The 17,440-nt window shown below is 71.4% G+C and carries 18 protein-coding genes; 11 read left to right on the forward strand and 7 right to left on the reverse strand.

The genetic code is table 11. The features are described 5' to 3' along the window. Window positions 1–16 precede the first annotated feature (16 nt). A complete protein-coding gene (locus YIM_RS00465) occupies window positions 17–484 on the reverse strand; it encodes a DUF6474 family protein (RefSeq protein ID WP_153028449.1) in 468 nt (155 codons plus the stop codon). Window positions 485–602: 118 nt separating this feature from the next. On the opposite strand from YIM_RS00465, the gene YIM_RS00470 reads away from it, so the two are divergent. Both YIM_RS00470 and YIM_RS00475 read left to right on the forward strand, forming a co-directional pair. Further along, window positions 603–1,511 (forward strand): RICIN domain-containing protein, encoded by a 909-nt coding sequence (locus YIM_RS00470; protein ID WP_153028450.1) that lies wholly within the window; start codon window positions 603–605, stop codon window positions 1,509–1,511. A 33-nt stretch (window positions 1,512–1,544) separates the two neighbouring features. Then, complete coding sequence (locus tag YIM_RS00475) at window positions 1,545–3,176, forward strand: TM0106 family RecB-like putative nuclease (RefSeq protein WP_153028451.1); 1,632 nt, start codon at window positions 1,545–1,547, stop codon at window positions 3,174–3,176. On the opposite strand, the gene YIM_RS00480 is transcribed toward YIM_RS00475, so the two are convergent. Next, entirely contained in the window at window positions 3,173–3,931 is a 759-nt protein-coding gene (locus tag YIM_RS00480) for an SDR family NAD(P)-dependent oxidoreductase (protein WP_153028452.1), read from the reverse strand. The genes YIM_RS00475 and YIM_RS00480 overlap by 4 nt on opposite strands. 142 nt (window positions 3,932–4,073) lie before the next feature. Between YIM_RS00480 and YIM_RS00485 the strand changes: the two genes are divergently transcribed. Continuing rightward, the gene (locus YIM_RS00485; protein ID WP_153028453.1) at window positions 4,074–5,384 is read left to right on the forward strand and encodes a UDP-glucose/GDP-mannose dehydrogenase family protein; all 1,311 of its coding nucleotides are present in this window, start codon (window positions 4,074–4,076) and stop codon (window positions 5,382–5,384) included. Here YIM_RS00485 and YIM_RS00490 read toward each other — a convergent pair. Further along, entirely contained in the window at window positions 5,323–6,210 is an 888-nt protein-coding gene (locus tag YIM_RS00490; protein ID WP_153028454.1) for a DMT family transporter, read from the reverse strand. The two genes, YIM_RS00485 and YIM_RS00490, sit on opposite strands and share 62 nt — an antisense overlap. A 69-nt stretch (window positions 6,211–6,279) precedes the next feature. Between YIM_RS00490 and YIM_RS00495 the strand changes: the two genes are divergently transcribed. Both YIM_RS00495 and YIM_RS00500 read left to right on the forward strand, forming a co-directional pair. Beyond that, window positions 6,280–6,861 (forward strand): TetR/AcrR family transcriptional regulator, encoded by a 582-nt coding sequence (locus YIM_RS00495; protein ID WP_153028455.1) that lies wholly within the window; start codon window positions 6,280–6,282, stop codon window positions 6,859–6,861. Window positions 6,862–6,881: 20 nt separating this feature from the next. Continuing rightward, window positions 6,882–8,654 (forward strand): gamma-glutamyltransferase family protein, encoded by a 1,773-nt coding sequence (locus tag YIM_RS00500; RefSeq protein ID WP_153028456.1) that lies wholly within the window; start codon window positions 6,882–6,884, stop codon window positions 8,652–8,654. Here the strand turns inward: YIM_RS00500 and YIM_RS00505 are convergent. Then, window positions 8,651–9,529 (reverse strand): VOC family protein, encoded by an 879-nt coding sequence (locus YIM_RS00505; protein WP_153028457.1) that lies wholly within the window; start codon window positions 9,527–9,529, stop codon window positions 8,651–8,653. The two genes, YIM_RS00500 and YIM_RS00505, sit on opposite strands and share 4 nt — an antisense overlap. Then, the gene (locus YIM_RS00510; protein ID WP_153028458.1) at window positions 9,526–10,041 is read right to left on the reverse strand and encodes an RNA polymerase sigma factor; all 516 of its coding nucleotides are present in this window, start codon (window positions 10,039–10,041) and stop codon (window positions 9,526–9,528) included. The genes YIM_RS00505 and YIM_RS00510 overlap by 4 nt, the downstream gene beginning before the upstream one ends. Window positions 10,042–10,117: 76 nt before the next feature. Here YIM_RS00510 and YIM_RS00515 point away from each other — a divergent pair, with 76 nt between their 5' ends. Further along, window positions 10,118–10,687, forward strand: coding sequence for a hypothetical protein (locus YIM_RS00515; RefSeq protein WP_153028459.1), 570 nt, complete (start codon window positions 10,118–10,120; stop codon window positions 10,685–10,687). Here YIM_RS00515 and YIM_RS00520 read toward each other — a convergent pair. Beyond that, complete coding sequence (locus YIM_RS00520; RefSeq protein WP_153028460.1) at window positions 10,675–11,232, reverse strand: hypothetical protein; 558 nt, start codon at window positions 11,230–11,232, stop codon at window positions 10,675–10,677. The genes YIM_RS00515 and YIM_RS00520 overlap by 13 nt on opposite strands. Before the next feature lie 165 nt (window positions 11,233–11,397). Between YIM_RS00520 and YIM_RS00525 the strand changes: the two genes are divergently transcribed. Next, entirely contained in the window at window positions 11,398–12,384 is a 987-nt protein-coding gene (locus YIM_RS00525; RefSeq protein WP_228004479.1) for a LysR family transcriptional regulator, read from the forward strand. Between the two features lie 6 nt (window positions 12,385–12,390). Here YIM_RS00525 and YIM_RS00530 read toward each other — a convergent pair whose 3' ends face one another. Beyond that, complete coding sequence (locus tag YIM_RS00530) at window positions 12,391–13,815, reverse strand: MFS transporter (RefSeq protein ID WP_228004480.1); 1,425 nt, start codon at window positions 13,813–13,815, stop codon at window positions 12,391–12,393. 107 nt (window positions 13,816–13,922) lie between these two features. On the opposite strand from YIM_RS00530, the gene YIM_RS00535 reads away from it, so the two are divergent. From YIM_RS00535 to YIM_RS00550, 4 genes are all read left to right on the forward strand, one after another. Then, window positions 13,923–14,756, forward strand: a complete 834-nt coding sequence (locus YIM_RS00535) for a helix-turn-helix transcriptional regulator (protein WP_228005107.1) — start codon at window positions 13,923–13,925, stop codon at window positions 14,754–14,756. 175 nt (window positions 14,757–14,931) lie between these two features. After that, entirely contained in the window at window positions 14,932–16,065 is a 1,134-nt protein-coding gene (locus tag YIM_RS00540) for a sensor histidine kinase (RefSeq protein ID WP_153028461.1), read from the forward strand. Continuing rightward, window positions 16,062–16,730, forward strand: coding sequence for a response regulator transcription factor (locus tag YIM_RS00545; RefSeq protein ID WP_153028462.1), 669 nt, complete (start codon window positions 16,062–16,064; stop codon window positions 16,728–16,730). The genes YIM_RS00540 and YIM_RS00545 overlap by 4 nt, the downstream gene beginning before the upstream one ends. Window positions 16,731–16,831: 101 nt before the next feature. Beyond that, a complete protein-coding gene (locus tag YIM_RS00550) occupies window positions 16,832–17,278 on the forward strand; it encodes a hypothetical protein (RefSeq protein WP_153028463.1) in 447 nt (148 codons plus the stop codon). Window positions 17,279–17,440: the final 162 nt, after the last annotated feature.

Genomic DNA, 17,440 nt, shown 5'->3' on the forward strand with positions numbered 1-17,440 from the left:
TTTTTCGTGTCCTGGCTCAGATGCCCAGCCGGTGCAGGAGCTGGCCTTCCAGGTGGTCCAGTTCGCTGGCCACGGCCCGGTGCGCCGCTTTGCGGCGGGCGGTCGGCATGCGTTCGGCGGCGCGCACCGAGGCGGCCAGCTGGTGCAGGGTTCCGGCGGCCCGGTCGGCGAACTTGGTGTCCTCCTCGGTGGCCTTCGCCGAGGCTCGCAGGTCGTCCAGGCCCTCACCGACGCCGGCGATCCGTGCGTGCAGCCGCGCGCCCCGGCCGGTGAACTCACCGAGCCTGCCGACGTCGACACCGAGCTTGCGCGCCTGGTAGCGGTCGTAGGCGTCGCGCGCGGCGCCTGCCGCCTGCACGGCGAACGGGGCGACCACCGGGATCACCGCCGGGCCGACCACCTTCGCCACCGCGATGGCGTTGCGGGCCTTCTTCGGGGTGAACAGACCCTGCTCGGCCTCTTTCTCGATTTTCTTGCGGCCCATCGCTCGTCACCTTCCGTGCCCGCCGGTGTCCACCGTGAACTTACTGCCCGTCCCGAATCGGAGCACCTCGGCACGCTTTGCCCCTAGAATCTCCGCCGACGCTGGGGAAAGGAGCGCGGTGCCCGGAGAGTGGCCGGACCCGAGAACCGCGACGGACGCCGGGGCGTTCGTCGAAGCCATGCGCCAGGTGCGGATCCGCACCGGTTACAGCTACCGCGCGCTGGAGCGCCGGGCGGAGCAGGCCGGACTGGTACTGCCCAGCTCGACGATCAGCGCCGCGCTGGCCCGCGACAAGTTACCGCGCGCGGAGCTGGTCGACGCCTTCCTCAAGGCCGCGGGCGCCGACGCCGAGACCACCGAACGCTGGCTGGCCGTGCGGGCGGATCTCGCGTCCGGCACGGAACCGGTGGCGGCGGACGCGGTGACTGCGCCGGAGGAACCGAAGCCGGAACGCCGGCGGCTCGCGTACGCGCTCGTCGCCCTGATCGCGGTCGCGGTGATCGTCGTGGTGGTCGTGGTGATGAACTCCGGTTCCGAGCCCGAACGCCCGGTCGCGCAGCCGACGCCGTCGACCGGCGTTTCGCAGGTACTGCCGGGTCCGCCGATCCGCGTGGCGCACACCGGGATGTGCCTCGGCGAGGGCCCGGAACTGACCGACGGCTCCAATCGCGAGGTGTTCGGGCAGCACCCCTGCGAAACCGCGTTCCCGCCGATCAGGCTGGAACGGCTGCCCGAGAACCAGGTGCGCATCCTGCTGGAGAACCCGGACAAGGGCCTCGGCTGCCTGACCGTCGACTTCGGTGGCGCCAGCAAGGATATGCTGCTCGCCGGGGACGAATGCGTGCCGGGACGGCCGGACCAGCTGTTCACCCTGGAGCGGGTCGAAGGGGGCCACCGGCTGCACTCGGTGGCGGGCGCGCGTTGGTGCGTCGGGGTGATGGACGCCAGCACCGCGCCCGGTGTCCAGCTGATCCAGGACGACTGCACCGGCGGCCCGGAACAGGTCTTCGAGATCGACGGCGCGTGATCTTCTGTCGTACCCGCGACCTAGAGTAGGGGGATGGACAACGAGGTGTTGCTGGACGCGGGAGCCGTCACGCGCTGCCGTCGCCGGGTGCACCTCGACCACGACCCGACCGTGCGCGACGTGCCGCGTGCCCCGCAGGACCCGTCCGCCGCGCAGCGCATCGCCGACGCCGCCGCCCACCGCGACGAGATCGCGCGGCGGCTGATCGCGGCCACCGGCGAGGGCTGGGCGAGCGTGCCGCGCGAGCTACCGGTGCCGGACAGGGTCGCGCTGACCGAATCCGCGCTGGCCACCCGCGCCCCGTTCATCTGGGGCGCGCTGCTGCCGGTGGACGTCGAAGGCGGTCGTCGCGGCGGGGTCGAGGTGCTGGTGCGCACCAGCGGTGGGTACGTGCCGGTGCTGGTGGTCCGGCACCGCATCACCGATCGCGGTGAGGGCGCGATGACCACCGGCCTCACCGATCTCGACCCGGACAACGCCACGCCCGACCCGGCGCGCAAGGTCCGCTCGCACCCGCGCGACCAGCTGCGCCTGGCGCACATCCGCCGCATGCTGCAGAAACTGGGGCTGGCCGATCCGCGGGCGCTCGGCGGCGTGATCGGGCTCGACGCGGATGTGGTGCTGTGGCACAACCTCGTCGCGCCGACCTGGCCAGGCGGCCGCGGCGCGCTCACCGAGTACGACGCCCGCTTCGCCGACAGGCTGGCCGTGGCGAAGGCGGCCGCCGCCGGGGAGGAGCCGCTCGCGCAGCCGTCGCGGGTGCTCGAATGCCGCCACTGCCCGTGGTGGCCGACCTGCGGTGACCAGCTGCTCGCCGCCAGGGACGTCAGCCTGGTGGTGCGCGGGGAGGACGGCGTGGAGCTGCGCCGCGCCGGTGTGTCCACTGTGGACAAGCTGGCCGCGCTGGACCCGGCCGAGGGCCCGCCGGTGCCGCTGACCGGGGAGTCCTTCGGCAACTCGGTGATGCTGGCCAGGGCGTGGCTGGCGGACCTGAACGTGGTGCGCAAGGTGGACCGGATCGAGGTGCCGCGCGCCGACGTCGAGGTCGACGTGGACATGGAGAGCTTCGGCGATTCCGGCGCCTACCTGTGGGGCTGCCTGCTCTCCGGCGCGGACATCGGCGTGCCGCACGGTTACCACGCCTTCGCCACCTGGGAACCGCTGCCGACCACGGACGAGGCGCGCTCGTTCGCCGAGTTCTGGGGCTGGCTGACCGAGGTGCGCCAGCGCACCGAGAAGGCCGGGCTGACCTTCCGCGCCTACTGCTACAACGCGCTCGCCGAGAACCGCTGGCTCTTCGGCACGGTCAAGCGCTTCGCCGGGGAGGACGGCATCCCGCCGCGCTCGGAGATCCAGTCCTTTGTGGACTCCGAGGAGTGGGTGGACCTGTTCCAGCTGGTGTCCGACCAGTTCCTCTGCTCGCACGGCAAGGGGCTGAAGGTGATCGCCCCGGTGGCCGGGTTCAGCTGGCGCGACCCGGAGGCCAGCGGTGAGGCCTCGATGCGCTGGTACCGGGACGCGGTCGGCCTCGACGGCGACGAACCGCGTCCCGAGCAGGCCGAGCGCATCCTGCGGTACAACGAGGACGACGTCACGGCCACGTACACGCTCCGCCGCTGGATGACCGACGAAGCGCAGAACGTGCCGTACATGGGAGATCTCTAGCGCGGAGCCATCCGCAGCGAGCCGTCCATGCGGATGACCTCGCCGTTGAGGTAGTCGTGGTCGATGATGGACAGGGCCAGCTTGGCGTACTCCTCCGGCAGGCCGAGCCGCTTCGGGAACGGGACACCGGCGGCCAGGCCCGCCCGGAACTGGTCGCTGACGGTGGCCAGCATCGGGGTGTCGATGATGCCCGGCGCGATGGTCATCACCCGGATGCCCTGCGAGGCCAGGTCACGCGCGGCCGACAGGTTCAGCCCGACCACACCGCCCTTCGACGCGGCGTAGGCGGCCTGCCCGATCTGCCCGTCGAAGGCGGCCACCGAAGCGGTGTTGATGATCACGCCACGCGCGTCGTCGGCCAGCGGCTCGGTTTTGGCGATCGCCTCGGCGGCCACGGTGACCACGTTGAACGTGCCGATCAGGTTGATCTCGATCACCTTGCGGAACAGGTCGAGGTCGTGCGGCCCCCGCTTGGACAGGATCCGCGCGGACGGCCCGATCCCGGCGCAGTTCACCACCACGCGCAGCGGCGAACCGGAGCCGGCGGCCTGCGCCACCGCGGTGCGGACCTGCTCCGGGTCGGTCACGTCGGCCTCGACGTAGGTGATGCCATCGACCTGGTCCGCCTTCTCGATCGACGGGGCGAGGTCGAGCGCGAACACCTTCGCGCCTCCGGCGGCCAGTGCCTTGGCGGTGGCCCCGCCGAGCCCGGACGCGCCTCCGGTGACTACGGCGGCGGTGTCGGTGATCTGCATGGTCTGCTGTGTCCTTCCTGCCCGAGTACGCCACCAGGTTAACGCTCGTTCGCATCGCGTCCACCCCACCCGTCCGCAGGAGTACGCGGGTGCGTTCGCTGCTGTTGGTTTCGCGGTCAACTCAGGCTGTCACCTTCACGACATGAGTCCAGCTCGGATCGTGGTGGTGGGGACCGGATACGTAGGACTGACCACGGGCGCCTGCCTGGCGTCGATCGGTCATCAGGTGACCTGCGTCGACGTGGACGCGGCGAAGGTGGCCCGGCTCGCCGCCGGGCGGGTGGACATCCTGGAGCCGGGACTGGCCGAGCTGGTCGGCCGCGGGCTGACCAGCGGGCGGCTGTCCTTCGTGGTGGGCGCGAAGGCCGCGGTGGCCGACGCCGACGCCGTCTTCCTGTGCGTGCCGACGCCGATGGGGGCCGGCGGATCCGCCGACCTGCGGGCGGTGGAGGCGGTGACCGCCGAGATCGGCGACGTCATCCCGGCCGGTTGCGCGCTGATCACCAAGTCGACCGTGCCGGTGGGCACCTCGCGGCGGATCCGCGACCTGCTCGGCCGCGCCGACGTGCCGGTGGTGTCCAATCCCGAGTTCCTCCGTGAGGGCACCGCGGTGTCCGACTTCCTGCACCCGGACCGCATCGTGGTCGGCTCGGACGACCTGGCCGCCGCGCACTGGGTGGCCGGGCTCTACGACGAACTGGCCGCACCCGCCGTGGTCACCGACGCGGCCAGCGCGGAGCTGGTCAAGTACGCGGCGAACTGCTTCCTGGCCACCAAGCTCTCCTACGTCAACGCGATCGCCGAACTGTGCGAACGGCTCGGCGCCGACATCGAGTCGGTCACCGAGGGCATGGGTTACGACCGGCGCATCGGCCGCGCCTTTCTCAAGCCCGGCCCCGGCTGGGGCGGCTCCTGCCTGCCGAAGGACACCCACGCGCTGACCAGGATCGCCGAGGCGGCCGGGTTCGAGTTCGGCCTGCTGCGCGCGGCGATCGACGAGAACGTGGCCCAGCGCGACCGGATCATCGCGAAGATCGCCGGCGCGGTCGGCGGCACGCTGAACGGCGCCCGGATCGGCCTGCTCGGCCTGGCCTTCAAGGCCGGGACGAACGACCTGCGCGACTCGCCGGCGCTGGCGGTGGCCTCGGTGCTCGCCGCGCACGGTGCCGAGCTGACCGCCTACGACCCGGCGGTCGGCGGTGAGCTGCCCGGCATGACCGTGGTGGACGACGCGTACCAGGTGGCCAAGGGCGCGCACGCGGTCGTGGTGCTCACCGAATGGGCCGAGTTCCGCAGGCTGGACTGGGTGTACCTGGCCGAGCTGATGGACGGCGACGCCGTGGTGGACACCCGCAACCTGCTCGAACCGCGCCGCGTGCTCGACGCCGGGCTCAGCTGGCAGGGCATCGGGCGGGCTCGGGAGGCACTTTTTCCGCGGGCCGCGGTTTCCTGAGCACCAGGAACACGGCGAGCGCGCAGACCGCGACGCCGAGCAGGCCGCGCACGTCGAGCGTCTCGTCGAAGAGCAGGAACGCGGCGAGCATGGTGGTCGGCGGGGTCAGGTAGAGCAGGCTGGACACCGAGGTCACCGAGCCGCGCCGCAGGTTGAGCCAGTAGAAGCCGTAACCGCCGAAGGTGGACAGCAGCACCACCCAGCCGATGGCGAACCAGAACGAGCCGCTCGCGGGCGGCACCAGCTGCCCGCTCGCGGCGGCCACTGCGGTGAACACGACCGCGCTGGTCACGCATTGGATGGCCAGGCCGTCGGCGAGTTCGACGGTGCTGCCGGAACGGCGTTCGAGCAGGGTGGCGGCGACCAGGCCGAGCATGGCCAGCACCGGCAGCGCGTAGGCGAACGCGGGCGCGTTCCCGCCGGAAAGATCACCGCCGACCACCAGCGCGACCCCGCCCAGCCCGATCGCCAGCCCGAGCCACTGGGCCTTCGAGGCGTGCTCGCCCAGCACGAACTGGCCGAGCACGGTGGCCACGATCGGCTGGAGCGCGGCGATCAGCGCCGCGGTGCCGGACGGCACGCCGAAATCGACCGACCAGAAGATGCCGGACAGGTACACGCACTGGGAGAGCAGGCCGATCACCACCTGGAAGCCGAGTTCGCGCAGGCCGAGCGCGCGTCGCCTGGTCAGCCACCACCAGCCGCCGATCAGCACCGTCGCGACCAGGCATCGCCACATGAGCGTGGTGGCGGTGCTCGCCGTGCCGGCGGCGAGCGCGGCCCCGACAAAACCGGAGCTCCACATCAGCACGAAGCCGGTCCGCATGGACCCTCCCCCAGGTATACCGATCTGTTTACCCGGAGCTTGGTAGACAGATCGGTATACTGTCAAGCCGTGGCTGCGACGGAACTGACCCCGGCGGCCGAGCGAGTGCTCGAAGTCGCCGGAAAACTCTTCTACGCCAGGGGAATCCACGCGGTCGGGGTGGACCTGATCGCCGGTGAGGCGGGGGTCACGAAAAAGACCCTGTACGCCCGGTTCGGCTCGAAGGACGCGTTGGTGGGGCAGTACCTGCACCGCCGGGACGTGCGCTGGCGGGCCCACGTGCACGCGGTGGTCGGTGACGTCGGAGACACAGCGCCCGCCGACGGCCTGCTGCTCGTCTTCGACGCGCTCGACAGCTGGATGCGGACGATGAACCCGCGCGGCTGCGCGTTTGTCAACGCCCACGCCGAACTGCCCGACGGCGACCATCCCGGCCGCCGGGTGATCGCCGAGCAGAAGCGCTGGCTGCGCGACTACCTGCGGGAACTGGCCGAGCGCGCCGGGCTGCCGGAGCCGGTGGAACTGGCCGGTGCGCTGCTGATCCTGCTCGAAGGCGCGACCGTGGCCGGTTCGCTCGACCTGGTGCCGGGCGCGGTCGGCTCGGCCAGGGCGATCGCCGCCGGGCTGATCGAGGCTCAGCAAAACCCTTAGCAACGCGTACTATCGTGCCCGTGTTCACGACTCGGCCGGAGCTGACCGGCACATACGGCATGGTGGCGTCGACACACTGGCTCGGCTCGGCCACCGGCATGGCGGTGCTCGAGAGCGGCGGCAACGCCTTCGACGCGGCGGTCGCGGCGGGCTTCGTGCTCCAGGTCGCCGAACCCCACCTCTGCGGTCCGGCCGGTCAGGTCCCGGCGCTGTTCACCACCGCGGACGACCCGACCCCGCGGCTGCTCGCCGCGCAGGGCCCGTCGCCCGCGGCCGCGACGCCCGAGCATTTCGCCGGCCTCGGCCTGGACCTGATCCCCGGCAGCGGCCTGCTGCCCGCGACCGTGCCGGGTGCCTGGGACGGCTGGCTGCTGCTCCTGCGTGACCACGGCACGAAGTCGCTGCGCGAGGTGCTCGGTTATGCGATCTCGTACGCCGAAAACGGGGTGCCGCTGGTCGACCGCGTGAGCGCGACGATCGACCTGGTCGCGGAGCTGTTCACCGACCACTGGCCGACCTCGGCCGAGATCTGGCTGCCCGACGGCAAGTCCGCCAAGGGCGTGCACCGCAATCCGACCCTGGCGCGCACCTGGACCCGGCTGCTCGAAGAAGCCGAAGCGGTCAGCGGCCGCGAGGCGCAGATCGACGCCGCCCGCCGCGCCTGGTCGCAGGGCTTTGTCGCCGAGTACGTGGACGCGTTCTCCCGCAAGGCTTTCCGCGACGACTCCGGCCGCGATCACGCCGGTCTGCTCACCGGCGACGACCTGGCGAACTGGGAAGCGACCTACGAGGACGCCGTGGTGGTCGACCTCGACGGCTGGAGCCTGGTCAAGGCGGGCGGCTGGACGCAGGGGCCCGCGCTGGCGCAGCAGGTGCTGCTGCTGGACGGCCTGCGCGACGAGTTGTCCTATGTGGACGGAAAGCCGACCGCGCGCACGGTGCACCTGGCGGTCGAGGCGGCGAAGCTGGCCTTCGCCGACCGCGAGGCCTGGTACGGCGACAGCGGTGACGTCCCGCTGGACGACCTGCTGTCCCGTGAGTACGCCGCGCGGCGCCGCGAGCTGATCGGCGACGAGGCCAGCGGCGAACTGCGGCCCGGCTCACCGGGCGGGCGCACGCCGAAGCTGCCGAAGATCCTCGACTCCCTGCGCGACGTGACCGCCGCGGTGGGCGCGGTCGGCGAGCCGACGGTCATGCCGACCGGTGAAACCCGCGGCGACACCGTGCACATCGACGTGGCCGACCGGTTCGGCAACCTGGTCTCGGCGACCCCGTCCGGTGGCTGGCTGCAGTCGAGTCCGGCGATCCCCGAACTCGGCTTCTGCCTCGACTCGCGCGGGCAGATGTTCTGGCTGGAGCAGGGCCTGCCGAACTCGCTGGCGCCGCGCAAGCGCCCGCGCATCACGCTGTCACCGTCGATGGCCCTGCGTGACGGCGAGCCCCGGATCGCCTTCGGCACCCCGGGCGGTGACCAGCAGGACCAGTGGCAGCTGTGCTTCTGGCTGGCGCACACGCTCGGCGGGCTCAACCTCCAGGAGAGCATCGACGCCCCGGCCTGGCACACCACCGCCTTTCCCAGTTCGTTCTACCCGCGGGCGTGGAGCCCGCGCGAGATCGTGGTGGAGTCCCGGCTCGGACGGTCCACAGCGGACCAACTGCGGGCGTGGGGGCACCGGGTCACCGACGGCGGCGAGTGGGGACTGGGGCGGCTTTCCGCGGTGTCCAACGAGAACGGCGTCCTGCGCGCGGCGGCGAACCCCCGCGGCATGCAGGGGTACGCCGTTGGTCGCTAAGCCTCCCAGAGCCAGAACTCGATGCCCTGGTTGTCGACGCAGTCGGCGGTCAGGCCGTACGGCTCCCGCTTCGGGCCCTCGACGATCCGGCCGCCCGCCGCGCGGACCCGGTCGACCGCGGCCGCCAGGTCGTCCACCGCGTACATCAGCTTCCAGCCGGCCTGGCGGTCACCGCCCCACAGCCCGCCCTGCAGGCCGTGACCCTCGATGCCCCAGGCGTCCGGGACCGAGCCCGGGCTGAACTGCCAGCCGAGCACCGAGCCGTAGAAGGCCTTGGCGGCGGCGTCGTCGGGCACCTGGAAGGTGAAGTACAGGGCGTGGCCGTGCCGGATCTCCGGCCCGTTCTCGAACGGGCGCGCCGGTGCCGGGTTGATCAGCCAGCGCTGGCCGTACGGGTCCTTGATGCGCCCGGTGAGCCCGTGCCCGCGGTCCTCGACCTCGCCCTGCGCCTCGGCGCCCAGCTCGACCGCGCGGGCCACCGAGGCACGCACGTCCGGCACCTCGATCCGGATCAGCGGCCCGCCCTCGGGCGCGACCACGTTGCCCAGTTCGGGGAACTCCTCGGCGAGCATCAGCACGGTGTCGCCGATGGCCAGTTCCGCGTGCCCGACCCGGCCGTCCTCCATCACGATCGGGTCGGCCCGCCGGGTCGCGCCGAACACCTCGACGTAGAAGTCCAGCGCCCGGCGGGCGTCGGTCACCACCAAGTACGGGGTCAGCGAGCGGACCTTGGCCTCGGTGGTGGTTTCGGTGGTGGTCATCTCTCCTCCGTTCAGCACCGCGCGGCGCAGCTGGTCGCGCAGTTCTTCGGCGAACCGCGGATCCGGGTCGACCGGCTCGCCGAGGTACCGGAGGGAGTCGAACGGATCGGTCACTGTTCCCCCTCCTCATACGCTCGGCGGAACGCGGCTCGCGCCCGGACCAGCAGGGCTTCGGTGGCGTGCACCGTGCGCCCGAGGTGCTCGGCGACCTCGGGCACGGGCAGGCCGTCGAGGTAGCGAAGGCTCAGCGCCGCCTGGTGGTGGGCGCCGAGCGAACCGAGTACCTCGCGCGCCCGCAGCACATCGAGTTCGGCGTCCCACGGGTCGACGGTTTCGGGTTGTTCGTCGTGCACCAGCCGCAGGCCGCGTTCCTCACGGGCCCGGCGGCGCCAGTGGTCGGCGAGCTTGTGCCTGGCCACCCCGATCAGCCAGGGCACGGACACCGGCCCGGCACCCGCCTTGCGGCAGGTCCGGACCGCGCCGAGAAAGGTCTCCGAGGTCAGTTCCTCGGCGACCACCCGGTCCCCGCACCTGGCCAGGAGGTAGCCGTAGACCTCCGGCAACGCCGCGTCGTACAGCTCCAGCAGCGCGAACGCCGGGTCACGGTGCACCCTCGGCTCGTTCACATCTCCATCGTCGTCCGGCGGGGCGGTGCTCCGACGCCTCGCTCGCGAATTTCGCCCGAGCGGGCACACTGGCCGGATGGACGTGGTCGAACGCGTGCGGACCTGGCTCGCCGACCGGGACGTGGTCGAGGCGGACGGCGGGTGGCTGGCACGCGGGGAGGAACTGGACGCGGACGAGGTCGCGCACGAATGGGCACGGGAGCTGCTCGAAGAGCCGTACCTGGACGGCTACGCGCGGCTGATGCTCGGCTTCGGCCTGCTCGACCTGCTGGACGCGTACCCGGTCACGGTGGAGATCCGGCGGACGCTCGAACCGGGCCTCACCAGCGAATTCTGGGCGAACTACCGGCTCCGGCTGGAAGCGCCCAAGCCGCCGGAGGCGATCCTCGAGTCGCTGTGGACGGATCTGTTCGTGGACGAGGACACCGCGCCGATCGCGTTCGCCGAAGTGCTCGGGAACGACCTGCGGCAGCTGCACACGCCGGGCGGGCTGCGCCGGGCCCGGCGGGTGCTGGCCGTCTCCGGTCCGGTGCCGTGGACAGCGAAGGACCGGGCCTACCGCTATGCGGCGACCCGGCCCGACCTGCGTCTCGCTCTACCTCGTGAGTGGGAGCTGTCCACTCACGACCCCCCTCAGGGCCGGTGAGCGAGCTTCGCGGCGCGTGCGTACCGGTTGTTGGCAGGCAACCAGCACAGCACGACCGCGGCCAGGCCGGTCGCCACGGCGACCCAGCCCAGCGGACCCACCGCGCCCGGTGGGTAGTCGGAGACGATCAGCAGGTGGGTCAGCACCAGCAGCACCGAGCCGATGGTGACCAGCACCCTGGCCCAGGTGGCGGCCTTGCCGGTGCACAGGGCGAAGCCCAGCACCCACACCGCGAAGAAGACGGCGATCACGCTGCGCGCGGCGAGGCTGGTCGTGCGCGAGTCGATCATTTCCTGCCACAGCGAGCCGGACAGCTCCTGGACCTCGGCGGCGCTCATGCCGGACAGGCCGAATTCGGGAGCGAGCTGGTCGAAGACCGAGCGCACGTTCTCCGCCGCGAGTTCGGCGCCGCCCGCGAGGACGATCACCGCACCGGCCACCGCGGACACGGCGGCGGCTCCGGCGGTGAACAGCAGTGCGGTCAGCGTGCCCGGCCGCCTGGGCGGGGCCACCGGCTCGGCCGCGGTCATGGGGGGATGGGTCACGGGCGTGTTTCTCCTAGCCAGCATGGGAAGTAAGCGGGAAGCCATCAGCGGCGGGCGAAATACTGGCACGGAACGGGTGGCGCTGAGAAGTAATTGTCGGAAGTAATTTCCAGATTTGTTCAAGTGGTGCGGGGATCAGTTTCGCCGGGTCTACACTCCTCGCTTATGAATCGGTTGCTCCAGAGCCCGCAATCGTTGCTGGACACCACGATGGATCAGCTGCGCACCCTGATCGCCGTCCGTGATACCGGGACAGCGCTCGGTGCGGCCCGCGCGCTCGGGCGCGCCCAGTCCAGCATCCAGAAGCAGCTGGACACGCTCAACCGCAATTTCGGCGAGCTCTGCGGGGAGCCGCTCGTGGTCAAGCAGGGCCGCGGGCAGGACGTGCTGTTCACCGAGACCGGCAAGGCCATGGTGGAACGCGCGCGGCGCACGCTCGCCGACTGGCTCGACGAGATCGACGAGGGCCGCCGCCGCACCGGCGAGACGCTGACCGTCGGCACCACCAGGTTCACCCTCGGTTTTGTCACCAGCGTGAGCGAGAAGATCGCCGGTGAGCTGTCCCGTCTCGGTGTGGAACTGCGCTTCCTCCACCTGCGCACCAAGGACTTGCTGCCCGCGCTGGCGGACAAGCGCGCCGACGTGGTGTGCGGCAGCGTGGTCACCGCGGGCGGTGAGGAGTTCGCCGAGTGCGAGGTGCTGGAATGGCGCCGCAGCGGGCTTTCGGTGATCACGAACCTGCCGGAGTCCCAGCTGCCCGGCCAGGTGCTGCGCGCGAAGGAACTGCACACGCTGCCACTGGTGGTCTCCGCGACCGGGTTGATCGCGGAGATCCTGCGCGGCTGGTTCGGTTCCGGCTACCGCGACAAGCTGGACGTGGCCGCCGAGATCGACACGCTGAACTACGGGTTCGAACTGCTGCACTCCGGGCTGGTGCGCGGCTGCATGCTGGTCACCCGCGGCATCGGCGAGGCCGCCACCGACGGGCGGATTCCCGAAGGTGGCGGCCTGCGCGTCATTCCGGTGGTCAACGACGTCGACCCGCGACTGGAAGTGCTCGTCGGCGCATTCGCCCGCCGCGGTGAGCAGTCCCCGGCGGTGAAATTGCTCTGGGACGCATTGCTGCTCCAGCATTCGGAATGGCGGGAATGACAAATGTCAGCGCGGGTCCGGCAATTTGGCCGAGAAAATGGACAACAGCAGTGAAGTGAGCGCCTGAATCGTGATGATCAGCACGAACGCATTCCGCATGCCGAGCATGCCGGGTTCGGCGGCCACGGCGAACAAGGTGCCGAAGGCGGCCACGCCGAGCGCCATCGAGGTCTGCTGCACGGTGGTCAGCGCCCCGCTGCCGACCCCGGCGCGATCGGCGGGCACCCGCGCCAGCACCACCCGGAACACCGTGGTCATCCCGGCACCCTGACCGAGCCCGGTCAGCAGCAGCCCGGGCGCGAACGCCAGCACGTCCAGGTCGGGCCAGGCGACCAGCGTGGTCACCGCGAGCACCACCATGCCGAAGGCCTGCAATCCGGTGCCGTAGGTGATCACGCGGACCCCGAATCGGGCCACCAGCCTGCTGCTGACCAGCGAGGACGCCAGGAAACCGAGGGCGAGCGGGCTCATCGCCACCCCGGAGCCGAGCGGGCCGAGGCCGAGCCCGTCCTGGCTGGCCACCGCGAAGGCGAACATGAACCCGGAGAACGCGGCGAAGAACGGCGAGGCCAGCAGCAGTCCGCGTCCGAGGCCGGGGGAACGCAGCACCGACGGCGGCAGCAGCGGCACCTTGCCCGCGCGCTCGCTCCGCCGCTGCGTCACCACAAAACCGGCCATGGCGAACGGGAACACCGCGAACAGCGCCCACACCCAGCCCGGCCAGCCCAGCGCGCGGCCTTCGAGCAGCGGGATCAGCAGCGCCAGCATGGCCAGGCCGAACAACGCGGTGCCGCGGCCGTCCACGCCGAGCGGGTGCGGGGACCGGCTCTCCGGGATCGTGCGCCGGGCGATCAGCAGCCCGGCGAGCCCGATCGGCACGTTGACCAGGAAGATCGGCCGCCAGCCGGAACCGGCCAGATCGGCGTGGATGAGCAGGCCCCCGAGCAGCTGCCCGGCGACCATCGAGATGCCGCCCGCCGCGCCGTACATGCCGAGCGCGCGGGAGCGGCGTTCCCCGGACGTGCTCGCCTGGATGACCGAGAGCACCTGCGGCATCAGCATGGCGGCCGACGCGCCCTGCGCGATCCTGGCCGCGACCAGCGCGCCGGCCGTCGGCGCGAGGCCGCACAGCAGGGAGGTGAGGGTGAACGCGGCGAGCCCGGCGAGGAACAGGCGCCGCCTGCCGAACGCGTCGCCGAGCCTGCCGCCGATCACCAGCAGCAGCGCGTACGCCGTGCCGTAGCCGGCGACCAGCAGTTCCAGCGTCGCGGTGGAGGCGCCGAGATCGGCGTCGATGGTGGGCAGCGCGACGTTGACGATGAAGAAGTCGAGCAGGGGCAGCGCCATGCCGAGCAGCACGGTGGTCAGCCCGGCGGTGGTCAGGGTCCCGGCCGCGGGGATGGGCGGCCGTCGGATCTCAGTGGTGGTCACGGAACCCAGGTTCGGCGCGGGCCCAGCCTGGTACCAGACCGTGGATATCCTGGTAGTGGCACTACCTGGTACCAGGCTGGCGGTGGTGTCATGGTGGAGCGGTGACGATGATGATCGACGCGCCGCCGCGGCCCGAGGCCGCCCGACGCCGCGCTCTCGCCGACTTCCTGCGCAGCAGGCGGGCGCGGATCGCGCCGGAGGAGGTCGGGCTGCCCCACGGCACCCGCCGCCGCACGCCGGGACTGCGCCGCGAGGAGGTCGCGCAGCTCGCCGGGGTCGGCGTCACCTGGTACACCTGGCTCGAACAGGGCCGGGACATCCGCGCGTCCGAGCAGGTGCTCGACGCGATCGCCCGCACGCTGCGGCTGGACCGCAACGAGAGCACCCACCTGTTCACCCTGGCCGGGGTCGCGCGCACGATGGGCCCGGAGTGCCAGGCGATCTCCCCGGGGCTGGAGCACATGCTGGCCAAGCTGGAGCCGTTCCCGGCGATCGTGCAGAACACGCGCACCGACATCCTCGCCTTCAACCGCGGTTACGACTGGCTGATGGGCGTCGCCGACGTGCCGGTCGACGAGCGGAACTCGATCCTGCTCGCGTTCACCCGGCCGGACTGGCGCAGCCGGATCATCGGCTGGGCGGACAACATGCCGGCGTCGGTGGCCCAGTTCCGCGCCGCGATGGCCAGTCACCTCACCGAGCCGGGCTGGAAGTGCCTGGTCAAACGGCTGCGCGCGGAGTCACCGGAGTTCGAGGTGATGTGGAACCGGCACGAGGTCGCGGCACCGAAGAACTTCACCAAGCGCTACCGGCACCCGGAAGCGGGCCTGCTCGCCTTCGACGCCACCTATCTCTGGCTGGGCTGCCGGTCCGAACTCCGACTGGTCACCTTCACCCCGGCCGACGACGAAACCGCGGCGAAACTACCCGCCTTCACGTAAGAGGGCACGCAAATAGGACATGGCGGCGCCCACCTCGATCACGACGGCCATCCACCTGTCCTACTTGCGCGCCCTCTAACGCACACGTCGTAATCCAACAGCCGCTTTTGAACGGACGTGCTGGTCCATCCGGTGCCGTAGCTTTTCAAAGGTGGTGACGGGGAGTCGAAGGCGCGTGCCGGGCTGGGCCGATCTGGTCCTGACCGCGCTGCTGCTGGTTTTTGTGCTGGGGTTCACCAGCGCCGCGTCGCGCTGGCAGAACGAATGGGAACCGGCCGCCGAGCCGTTCCGCCCGCTGGACCCGCTCGGCTACGCCTGGCTGGTGGCCGCGGTACTGCCGTTGGTGGTCGCGCGCCGCTTCCCGATCGTGGTTTTCGCGGTGTGCTCCGCGCTGGCGATGACCTACTACTGGTCGGACTACCCCGGCGGCCCGGTGAGCGTGGCCTCGGCGTTCTCGTTGCTCCTGCTGACGGTGACGCGCGGCGCGCTGGCCGGTGCGATCGCGGGCGGCTCGTTGCTGGTGACGATGTACGGGATCTACGTGGTGTCCAGCGGGAACCCGGTGCCCTCGCCCGCGTCCGGCGCGCTGGCCGCGGCCGCGCTGGCGATGGTCGGCATCGGCGCCGCGATCCGGGCCCGCCGCGAGGCCACCCGCGCCGCGCAGGAGCAGGCACGCGAGCACGAGCAGCGGCTGGCCGAGCAGGAGCGGCTGCGGGTGGCGCGCGAGGTGCACGACGTGGTCGCGCACAGCCTGGCCATGATCAACGTGCAGGCCGGTGTCGCCGTGCACGTCGCCGACCGGCGGCCGGAGCAGGCGAAGGAAGCGCTGCTCAACATCAAGGAGGCCAGCGCGTCGGCACTGGTCGACCTGCGAGCCACGCTCGCCGTGCTGCGGTCGGGGCAGGACCGCGGGCCGGTCGCCGGGCTCGCGCAGATGGACGAGCTGCTGGAGCACGCGCGGACCGCCGGGCTCGCCGTGCGGGTGCACGGCCAGCCGGGTGAGCTGCCCGCGCCCATCGACGGCGCCGCGTACCGCATTCTCCAGGAGTCGCTGACCAACGTGGTCCGCCACGCCAACCAGCCGTCTACTGTGGACGTTCATTTCGCGCGGCCCGGCGGGCGGCTGGAACTGCGGGTGCGCGACAACGGCATGGGGGCGACCGCGCCCAGGATCGGCAACGGGCTGCGCGGGATGCGCGAGCGGGCCGACGCGCTCGGCGGCAGCGTGGAGGCCGGTCCGGTGGACGGCGGGTTCGAGGTCCGGCTGAGCCTGCCGGTCACCGGGATGAACGGGAAGGACGGCGAATGACGATCCGGGTGGTGCTGGCCGACGACCAGGCACTGGTGCGGGCCGGGTTCCGCGTGCTGCTGGAGACCGAGGACGGGTTCGAGGTCTGCGGGGAGGCCGGGAACGGGGCCGAGGCGGTCGAGCTGGCCGTCCGGGAGCGGCCGGACATCGTGGTGATGGACATCCGCATGCCCGGCACGGACGGGCTGGAGGCCACCCGGCGGATCACCGTGAACCCCGAGCTGGACGGGGTGAAGGTGCTCGTGCTGACCACCTTCGACGTGGACGAGTACGTCTACGAGGCGCTGCGGTCCGGGGCCAGCGGGTTCCTGCTGAAGGACACCGAGCCGGTCGAACTGCTGCGGGCGCTGCGGGTGATCGCCTCGGGGGAGGCGCTGCTGGCGCCGACGGTGACCCGGCGGCTGATCGCCGAGTTCGTCGGGCGGCCGGAGCACCGGCGGGTGGACACCGGGGCGATCCGCGAGATCACCGAGCGGGAGCGCGAGGTGCTGGCGCTGGTCGCGGGCGGGCTGTCCAACGACGAGATCGCCGAGCACCTGGTGATCTCCACCGCCACCGCGCGCACGCACGTCAGCCGGATCATGACCAAGATCGCCGCTCGCGACCGGGCGCAGCTGGTGGTGCTGGCCTACGAGTCGGGTCTGGTGAAGCCCCGCGGGCAGTGAACACTGAACGTCACAAAGCTCACGCTGAAAACGCTGCGGTTACGCCAAAGGAGCGATATGGTCACTTCGGACAGTAGTTCGATCATGAGGAGACCGGATCCATGGCCGCCTGGCCGACGCTCGACAGAGACCAGCAGGGCGAGAAGATCGAGGAGCTGACGAGCACCGTACTCGCCGCGCTGCCCGCCGACTGGCAGCGGTTGGAGATCGAATACCGCCAGGTCGGCAAGCACATCGATGTGCGGACCGGGCTGACCGGGGAGAACGGCGAGACCGAGGTGTGGGAGCCGCCGGTCGAGGCCTGGCACCGCTTCCAGGACCTGCGGGGCGGCATGTACCGCGAGGGCGAGGGCACCTGGTTCGCCGCGCGCTACGTGCTGGACGGGCCGGAGCACTTCACCATGCAGTACAGCGACGAGCACGAGCCCGCCTTCCGCGAACCGCTCGGCTCGCAGGACGTCGCCATCGAGCAGCACCGCTTCCCGCGCGACGAGGCCCACATGCCCGACTGGTACCGGGACGCGCTGACCGCCACCGCGGCGGCCTGACCCGCCTCACCCCCGGCGGAGCTGCATCGCCAAGCGCACCAGGAACACAACGCCGAGCGCGGCGACGATGGTGATCTCCACCCACATGGCCGCCTCCCTTCTCCCTCGGATGCTCCTTCAGGAAGGCGCACCGGAGTGGGAAGCGTTCCGCGCGTCGGCAGA

The sequence above is a fragment of the Amycolatopsis sp. YIM 10 genome (genome assembly GCF_009429145.1).
GTDB lineage: Bacteria > Actinomycetota > Actinomycetes > Mycobacteriales > Pseudonocardiaceae > Amycolatopsis.